7 protein-coding genes are annotated in these 7951 nt (G+C 36.5%); 1 reads left to right on the top strand and 6 read right to left on the bottom strand.

What is annotated here, in order from left to right; translation table 11 throughout:
- Positions 1–92 precede the first annotated feature (92 nt).
- Positions 93–1946, top strand: coding sequence for a DNA mismatch repair endonuclease MutL (mutL, locus tag G9H65_RS09175; protein WP_166375036.1), 1854 nt, complete (start codon positions 93–95; stop codon positions 1944–1946).
- Between the two features lie 4 nt (positions 1947–1950).
- On the opposite strand, the gene G9H65_RS09180 is transcribed toward mutL, so the two are convergent.
- The 6 genes from G9H65_RS09180 to G9H65_RS09205 form a co-directional block, all read right to left on the bottom strand.
- Positions 1951–2676: a hypothetical protein gene (locus tag G9H65_RS09180; RefSeq protein WP_166375037.1), complete on the bottom strand. Its 726-nt coding sequence runs from the start codon at positions 2674–2676 to the stop codon at positions 1951–1953.
- 133 nt (positions 2677–2809) lie between these two features.
- On the bottom strand, positions 2810–3610 hold the full coding sequence (proC, locus tag G9H65_RS09185; protein WP_166375038.1) for a pyrroline-5-carboxylate reductase: 801 nt from the start codon (positions 3608–3610) through the stop codon (positions 2810–2812).
- 3 nt (positions 3611–3613) lie between these two features.
- Positions 3614–4726: a peroxiredoxin family protein gene (locus G9H65_RS09190; RefSeq protein ID WP_166375039.1), complete on the bottom strand. Its 1113-nt coding sequence runs from the start codon at positions 4724–4726 to the stop codon at positions 3614–3616.
- 9 nt (positions 4727–4735) lie between these two features.
- Positions 4736–6190: an Asp-tRNA(Asn)/Glu-tRNA(Gln) amidotransferase subunit GatB gene (gene gatB / locus G9H65_RS09195; protein WP_166375040.1), complete on the bottom strand. Its 1455-nt coding sequence runs from the start codon at positions 6188–6190 to the stop codon at positions 4736–4738.
- Between the two features lie 57 nt (positions 6191–6247).
- Complete coding sequence (locus tag G9H65_RS09200) at positions 6248–6646, bottom strand: MerC domain-containing protein (RefSeq protein WP_166375041.1); 399 nt, start codon at positions 6644–6646, stop codon at positions 6248–6250.
- Between the two features lie 19 nt (positions 6647–6665).
- On the bottom strand, positions 6666–7217 hold the full coding sequence (locus G9H65_RS09205) for a hypothetical protein (protein ID WP_166375042.1): 552 nt from the start codon (positions 7215–7217) through the stop codon (positions 6666–6668).
- Between the last annotated feature and the right edge of the window lie 734 nt (positions 7218–7951).

Genomic DNA, 7951 nt, shown 5'->3' on the forward strand with positions numbered 1-7951 from the left:
TTCACTCACTGATTTCAGAAAAAAGGGGATGGCAACATTCCCTTTTTTTTGCTTTATTTGAATTCCAATTGCCATTACCCAAATTCCTCCTCATGCGTGATCTAATCCAATTACTTCCCGATGCCATAGCAAACCAAATTGCTGCTGGAGAAGTGGTACAAAGGCCCGCATCGGTGGTTAAAGAGCTCATGGAAAATGCCATCGATGCTCAAGCTACCTACATACAACTCATCATCAAAGATGCGGGAAAAGGGCTTATTCAGGTCATTGATAATGGTACAGGGATGTCTGAAACTGACGCAAGAATGTGTTTTGAAAGACATGCCACTTCCAAAATTAAAAAAGCAGAAGATTTATTCAGTATCAAAACCATGGGGTTCCGTGGTGAGGCTATGGCTTCCATCGCCTCAGTAGCCCAAGTTGAATTAAAAACTCGAAGAGAGCAAGATGAATTAGGCACCTTAGTCCGTATCGAAGCTTCCGTCCTAAAGGTCCAAGAAAGCATTCAACAACCCCTAGGGACCTCCATAACGGTTAAAAATCTTTTCTACAATATTCCTGCTCGTAGAAATTTTCTAAAGTCTAATCCGGTTGAAATCAGACATATCCTTGACGAATTTCAACATATTGCACTAGCTCATCCCAACATACAGTTTTCCTTTGTTCAAAATGACCAGGAAACCTATCAATTACCCGCCGAAAAGCTAGGTAAAAGAATTGTTGATTTATTCGGGAAAGGCTATCGGGAACAATTAGCTTCCTGCGAAGAAGATACTTCCTATGTCTGTATCAAAGGCTACGTAGGAAAACCAGAACATGCCAAAAAAACACGTGGTGAACAGTTTTTCTTTGTCAATGATCGATATATTAAAAATGCCTATTTAAACCATGCCGTAATGAGCGCCTATGAACGCTTATTGCCTGAAGGTGCATTCCCCTTCTATGTTTTGTTTTTAAGCATCGATCCTAGTCATATTGACATCAACGTACACCCAACCAAAACAGAGATCAAATTTGACGATGAGAGGTCCATTTATGCCATTGTTCAAGCAGCAGTAAGAAAGACTTTGAGTATTCATAATTTAATTCCTTCGTTGGATTTTGATACCAATGTCAACTTTAACATTCCTCATATTCCCTCAGGACAAGCCGCGCAGGACAGATCAAGTCATTTTTCTCCTAACACAAGTAGCTCTCATTCGAACAAAAATGTACAGGATGCGTGGAAAAAACTGTATGAAGGACTACAAGATAATATTCAAGCATTTGAACAACAAGCTCCAGCTATAAAAGCTCCATTATTTGAGCAGCCTACCTACAGCTCTGAAACTATTTTACAAAGTCGGGCCAACCAAAGAGAAAATACCGAATTCAATACCTCCAATTTTCAGGTTATTCAAATATTGCAGAAATATCTCGCCTTAAGTTGGTCAAATGGCCTTATCCTGATCGATCAAAAAAGAGCGTATCAACGTATTCTGTATGATCAATTTATGGATCATTTGCAGAGAAAAAATGGAGCATCCCAGCAATTACTTTTTCCTAAATTATTGCATATTAGTCCAGCCGACCAACTCATATTAGAAGAAATCAAAGAGGACCTTTTATATCTAGGTTTTCAACTAGCCCTAGAAGATGGCGCCAAATACTGGGTAAAAGGCATCCCTGCTGGATTAGGGGAAGAAGATGGACAATCGCTACTTGAAGGAATATTGGAACAAGTCAAACATGAAGCCAGTGATCTAAGCAAACATCGAAATGAGAAAATTGCCCAGGCCATGTCCAATAAATCAGCCATCAGATACCAACAGAAAAAATTAAGTTCGGAAGAAATGACTGCTATGGTGGAACAATTATTTGCTAGTAGTAATCCAAATTCTTCTCCCAATGGCGAGCAGATTAGTCGTGCATTAGGACTTCAAGAAATCATCAATTTACTACACTAAGAATCTATTTTTTGTATTTTGATTTCGAAGGATTGAATTGCTTCTTGGTCATCTTAACAACAGCATATATCATATTCGCTATTGTAGCAGGCACCATAGTGATCAAACCTGTCCCCTGTTTAAAATCAGGATTTTGATTTAAAAAATCATTGACATATTTATTCTTGTGTCGCAATGTCTCAAAATTCAAACTCGTTTCTTCCATTTTAAAAGGCGTATTCCTAACACGACTAAACCTTTCTATTTCAAAAAGATCATAAATCTTATTAATCGTTGCCGTTTGAGATAGTACATTATTCTCATAACGCAAGAAATTTTTAGTATACTCCCTAATTACGGAATATATGATAGGATTGATTGGATTGGAATAAAAGACTACCTTTTTAGACAAATTTTTCAACTTAATAAAAATCATTTCCCAAAGGAAATCATGATAGGGCATTTTTACGATATGCCGGTAATTTCGTTCTACAGATAAGGTAAGTCGAATGATCACTAGATCTTCATGCGTCAATATGGTAAAATAACAGAATCCAACCATCTTTTCCTTCACCATAAAACTCCAGATAAAAACTTCATCAGGAACTGGAGAACAAAATGAGCCCCCCAACGCTTCCTCTAAAGTAAGATTAGGGCCAATGGTATGTGTTAAAATAGTATAAATGCCTGAAAACAAGTCTGAATGAATATCAATGTCTTGTTTTTTTATGTGGTACTTGACAACCCTCATAGAACTAATTGAAATAAAAAGTACCCATATATATAAAATTAAGCCCTAAAGAAAGCTTAATTTTTTAAAATAATCACCCTTTGCAAGGATATCATTCAAATAAATTCTCAGTTAGATCAACCAAAAAGAAAAACTACTTGGCTAATTCTACTGCGCGATCTCGGGCAGCAAAAATACCTTTTTGTAAACCTTCTCCTACTTCTTTTTCACCAAAGGTCTTTAAAGCAGCTTCAGTGGTTCCTCCTTTGGAAGCAACGGCCTGAATTAACTCATCCAACGACTTATCACTAGTTTGCATCAGGTGATAGGAACCTAGCATGGTTTGCTTCACTAATAAGGCAGACATGGCAGGGTCAAATCCCATGGCAACTCCAGCATCAATCATATTTTTTATTACATAAAAGAAATAGGCTGGACCACTACCACTCAATCCAGTTACAGCATCCAATAAACTTTCTTCTTCTAAAAATACGGCTCGACCCGTTGAGTTGATTAAATTCTCAGCTAATCGAATATCTGACATACCTACTTCTGGTGCTGAGGCAAAAGCTGTCATTCCCATACCGAGTAATGCTGGAGTATTTGGCATGGCCCGAATGATTAAAGGATAGGACAAGCTTTCTTGTATTTTTTTTATCGGAATACCAGCCATAATGGAAAGAACCAATTGACCAGGGCGTAGATATTGTTTTAATTCATCTGAAACTGAAGGATAATCCTGAGGCTTTACAGATAAGATGACTAAGTTAACAGAAGATATTTTTTCTGAAATGGTGTCAACTACCACACCAGCTTTCTGCTCTTGAAGAATATCTCCTCGTTCCTTATTTTTTTCAATCAGTAACAAGTCTTCCTTCTTGACCAAATTATATTGAATAAAAGAATTGGCGAAAGCCATTCCCATATTTCCACAACCTATGATGGCAATTTTCATCTACTATTTTCCTTTAAATAAATTTTCCAAAAATTGGTCTAAACTAGCCCCTCTAAGTCCCTTAGCCATAATCTTTCCTTCTTTATCTAACATAAATGTCATTGGAATGGCTGAAACTTGATAGGCTTGAGCTGCTACCGAATTCCAATATTGTAAATCAGAAACATGTTTCCATGTCAACTGATCTGTATCAATAGCCTTTAGCCATGCACTTTTGTCTTGATCTAAACTTACTCCAAATATTTCAAAACCTTTGTCTTTAAAACGAGCATAGGTTTTAATGACATTGGGATTTTCCCTTCTGCAGGGTCCACACCAACTAGCCCAAAAATCAATCAAAACATATTTTCCACGCAAAGAAGAAAGGGTTATTTTTTCGCCATTGGGAGAAGGTAAGCTGATTTCAGGAGCTTCAGAGCCTATACTAATACCTTTCAACCGTTTTAAATTTTCCAAAAATGGCTTTATCAGAACATGATTGGGTCTGGCAGCTCTAAGTTTATCCGCAATGATTTCCAAAGTGGCCATCTCTGTTTCTGCTGGTAAGAAATTGGTCGTCCAAAGTACTACCAAATTAGCTCCCATTTGCGGGATTAGGGCTTTAATTTGACTAAGTGCCGCATTTTGTGCCGTTTCAAATTCCTTTTGAATGCGGGTTTGAGAAGCTGGTGTTTTTTGAATTTCGGCATTCCAAGCAATGACCTTTTTTTCAAGACCTTTGGATATAGCCATCACTTGGTTCATCATCTTAATATTAATTGATTCCCCCGTCACGCTATAAGTACCCGGTTTATCTGGCAGATTCACCCCATCAGCTTCTACAAGTATACTTTCATTTCCTTCTAAAATGACTAAGACTTTTTGTGGATTGGCTATATCATAAAAATTGATCAGATAAAATCCGCCATTTTCCAATACCTTACCGCGAAAAACGGCACTGTTATTTTGATCAGGACTTAATGAATCAATTTTAATGGCTTGTCCACGTGCGTTTAGAAACTCTAGATATATTTTCCTTTGAGGTACTATTTGCTTAACCTTGACTTGAATGGTAAATTCCTGAGCTTGTAAAGCAAATGATAAAAAAATAAAAGCAAGCAAGTAAATCCGATTCATAGCTTTAAATTATTGGGCCAAAGCCTCTTGGACTAATTGATTCACTACTTTTGGGTCAGCCTTCCCTTTGGACCTTTTCATTACTTCCCCAATAAATAAGGCAATCAAACCCTTTTTTCCCTTGTGGTATTCTTTTACCTTATCAGGAAATGCACCAATTACATCTTGAACGAAATTAATTAGCTCATCATTGTTATCGGCTAATCCCCAGCCATATTCATCGACTAATTGTTTCGGACTTTTGGAAGTTTCTTGTAAACAAAGTGGGAATAATTGATGTGCCGCTAAATTATGAGTAATCACTCCTTGTTCAACTAAATCGACAATCTCAGCTAAATTTTCAGGATTAATTTCGAAGTCCTGAATGTGCAATAAACTTTCATTCATATGGGATTTTACAGGTCCCATTAACCAATTAGATAAAGCTTTATAGGCTTTCGTATGTGTTGCAGCCTCCTTAAAAAACAAAGCCATTTCTTTCGTTTCCGCTAAAAAATGGGCATCATAAGCTGGCAATCCAAATTGATCGATTAATTCTTGTTCTTGCTCCCAAGGTAATAAGGGCATGGTTGCTCTAACTTCATGAATCCAATCTTGGGTGATGTGTAAAGGAGCTAAATCTGGTTCAGGGAAATAGCGATAATCATTCATCGTTTCTTTAACACGCATGCTCGAAGTTTTACCAGAATGAGCATCAAAAGTCCGGGTTTCTTGAATGATGATTTCACCAGCATCTAGCATAGCAGCTTGTCTAGTACATTCAAATTCAATGGCTCGTTGAATATTACGAATGGAATTCATGTTTTTGATCTCCACTTTAGTACCCAATTTTTCGGTTCCAATAGGCCTTAAAGAAATATTAACATCGGCTCGTAAAGAGCCCTCTTCCATATTGCCATCACATATTCCTAAATAGCGAACCAATTTTCGAACCTCTGAAACGAGAGCAAATGCTTCTTCGGAAGAATGCAAGGTAGGATCTGTCACCATTTCAATCAATGGCGTTCCTGCTCTGTTGTAATCAATAAAGCTATAAGGATTATCGCCCTCATGCAATGATTTACCTGCATCTTCTTCCAAGTGGATGTGGTGTAAAGAAATATATTTTTCTTCTGACTTTAATTTAACTTTAATTTTTCCCCCGACGCAAATTGGTGTTTTATCTTGAGTGATTTGGTAACCTTTAGGTAGATCTGGATAAAAATAATTTTTACGGTCAAAATGTTGCCATTCAGCTATTTCAGATCCAATCGCAATTCCCATTTTGATAGCGTATTCTACCACTTTTATATTTAAAAAGGGCAAAGTACCAGGATGACCTAAGCTAATGGGAGAAATTAAAGTGTTGGCTTCTCTACCAAATCGGACAGCATCACTCGCAAATATTTTGGAATCCGTTTGCAGCTGTGCATGGATCTCAAGTCCAATAACCGGTTGATAAATAGCAGATTGAAATGTACTCACAGATTTGAAAAATTAGATCATCAATAGTCTGTAAAGATACGAAAAAGGATAGGAAAGCTAGGCTTGACGCTTGATTTTACAAGTACAAGCTACTTTATGTTGATAATTAACCCAATAAGCAACAGAAATAAATATTCCTAAGAGAAAGCCAAATGCCCATTCGTAGGAGTTTTTACCCAAACTCACTTCAATTACTTTGACTGAAACAGCTAGAGCAAGGTAAATCAATGGCAGTAGCTTACGGTGTCTTTTGTAATCTCGAAAAAGTAAAATAAGAGCTAATAAAAAACTAGTAGAAACTAAAATCCATTCGAATGTGGAAGTAAATGCGAAGCTACTAGCAATATATGGGGCAAAAAATAAAAAGATAGGCAATGTCATGCAATGAATAGCACAAGCTATCGAGAAAAATAAACCCATCTTTTCAATTGGCAAGAAATGCTTATATCTTTTCATTATTTAGATATTATACAAATTATTTAATCTCTAATTTAAACTCTAGATCAATATCCGTTGATCCAATTTCTTCGTTGCCAGTTTTGGTTCTTTTCCCATTAGCGGGGGGTTGGTGTTTTAAAATAACGTGCAATTTACCAATTCCTTTCCCTTGAGTTTTACCTGTATTTTTTAGTCCAATGGGTAAATTATTTTTATCCTTGTCTTTCGCTTTTAGTGAGAATAATGAGGCTGGGGTAATTTTATACACAAACAAGTGAGCTTCAGCATCTTCTTCAATCTTTTCAGTTACATCAACCCTGGGCTTTCTTGAATCATCGTATACTTTCACTTCCATTTCATAATTTTCATTGGCATCGAGCACGATGGATTCAAATTTATCAGGTGGAGTGATCGAATTAGCATCTAGATCTTGAAAGGAAAAAGTTTTAGTGACATTTTTACTATCCGTAAATTCGAGCTCAACTGTAGTTATGAGTTCATTATCATCAGTAGGTTCAATTTCAGGGTCTTTTTTACAAGACAATAAAGTCAAACTAAAAATTAAAACGTAGAATAAGCTCTTTTTCATAGGAGAATCATTTTGCAATACTGTTGCAAATATACAAAGAAGATTTAATGGTGCAACATTGTTGCAAATAAAATATAAAGTATAAATTACAAATGGATGTCGGATTCACATTCGAAACCCTAATAAATAATCCCTAATAACTAACCATTAATTCTACATTCTTCATTTTACATTCTACATGGAGAGTTTAACCGAAGGGGTCTGTCGAATGAGAGATAATCGAAATTTTCAATCCCATGTCAAATGTTGGCTTCGAGAACCTCAGCCAACATTATTCGCAAACAATATCATTCTACATCCTAAACACTAAAAAAGAAACCATACTAACTAATACTACCGCTTCTTTCATCACATTTCGCAGGGCTGCACGACGGAGTTTCCTATCAAAAATTTTACATTCTTCATTTTACATTGAACGGTTAATCCAAACGAAAAATTGGAACGTAGCATGAGCGAAGCGGAAGGCGAATATTTGACCATGCGCATAGGCTGCGTGTGTTGGCGTCAAAGATTAAAGCCGTATGCGGAGTGAGCATCGGTTCCGCGCATGCGGAATTCGTTTTGGATTAACCGTATTACTTCCGTTTTTTCTGTTTCTTATTTTATAAAAAAAAAGAAAGACCGTGAAATGGTTTATGCCAACAATGCTACACGAATAAATGGCAAATGATGAATGATAAATTATAAATGGAATTGGCTTCAATTTATGTCCTAATAACTAACCACTAATTCTA

It is taken from the genome of Aquirufa ecclesiirivi, assembly GCF_011250515.1.
In the GTDB taxonomy this organism is placed as follows: Bacteria; Bacteroidota; Bacteroidia; order Cytophagales; family Spirosomataceae; genus Aquirufa; species Aquirufa ecclesiirivi.